The sequence below is a fragment of the Falsiroseomonas oryzae genome, assembly GCF_027856955.1.
In the GTDB taxonomy this organism is placed as follows: domain Bacteria; phylum Pseudomonadota; class Alphaproteobacteria; order Acetobacterales; family Acetobacteraceae; genus Falsiroseomonas; species Falsiroseomonas oryzae.
On the sequence record NZ_JAPSMD010000843.1, the window covers coordinates 1 to 1,152 of the forward strand.

Here is a 1,152-nt window from a genome sequence, read left to right on the forward strand (position 1 = left end):
CGCTGCGCCGCAGCTTGCGCTGGCCGGCGGCGCAGGCCGGGCAGGGCGCATCCGCCGCGGCGCAGGCGGTGCAGGCCGGGCGGGCTGGGGCGACCAGCAAGGCCGCGACGCGGTCGGCCTCCCGCTCCTCCGGATCGTGAACCTGGCCGATGCGTGGGCGTCGCTCGGCCTCGGCATGCTGCGCCTGGGCCATGGCTAGTCCTTGCCGGTTCCGGCGCCCAGCGCCCGCCGCACCGCCTCCGGCAGGATCGGGGCCCGCAGCAGGTCCACCGAGAGGAACACGCCGGTTCCCTGGAGCGTGGCCGGGCCGGTGGCGAAGGGGCCGCGCAGGTCAGGTCCGAAGGGCTCCGCCTGCGGGATCGGCAGAGGCTTCCAGCCCAGGCCGATGCCTGTCCCGGCCTGCAGGTTGATGCCCGGTAGCAGCCCCCAGTTGGCCTTCGCGCCCGCCAGCGAGACCTCCCCCGCGGCATCCATCGACCAGGTGAAGTCCAGCGAGAGCGTCATCTTCGGCCACCAGCCGATCCGGTCATGCGCCAGCCCCAGCAGGTCGTCGCCGGAGAAGGACGCCTTGAACAGCGTGGGCCCCGCCTCGTCCTTCGGCAGCACGAAGCGGAAATCGCTGAGCGTCGCATAGGGGATCAGCCCGAGCGGCGCGACGAGGTTGAAGTCCGACAGCAGCTTGCGGCCCGCCGGGTCCGACAGGCCGGCGCCGATGGCCAGCCCGTAGGTGCCGGCGCCGAAGCCGATCACTCCCGCCTTCTCGCCGGTGGAGAGCTGCGACCACTGGGAGAGCGCATAGCGCTTCGCAGGCTCCAGCACCTCCTTCTTGACCTTCTCGTTCTTCGCGGCCTCTGAGGCGACCTTCTTCATCCCCTCCTCGAGCGCATCCGCGCCTTCCTCGGGCTTCTTCTCCTCCTGCAGCTGCACGGCGGTGCCGTGCTCGCCCTGCTGCACGACATGGGCGAGCTCATGGCCCAGCAGCCGCCGCCCTCCCGCGCGCTGCGGCTGCCATTCGCCCGGCGCGAAGGCGATGTCGCGTCCCGCCGCGACGGCGCGCGCGCCGAGCCGGGTCGCCACGCCGCTCTCCGCATGCACCCGCACGCCGCCGAGCGAGGCGCCAAGGCGGCGTTCGAAGTAGCGCCGCTCCCGCGC

2 protein-coding genes are annotated in these 1,152 nt (G+C 73.4%); both read right to left on the reverse strand.

Annotation, left to right across the window (positions count from 1 at the left end; translation table 11 throughout):
• Positions 1-193 (reverse strand): hypothetical protein (locus OZN99_RS32140; protein WP_270939249.1); only part of this gene is annotated, 193 nt, incomplete at its 3' end.
• Between the two features lie 2 nt (positions 194-195).
• Positions 196-1,152, reverse strand: a 957-nt coding sequence (locus OZN99_RS32145) for an eCIS core domain-containing protein (RefSeq protein ID WP_270939250.1), incomplete at its 5' end; no start/stop codon positions are given.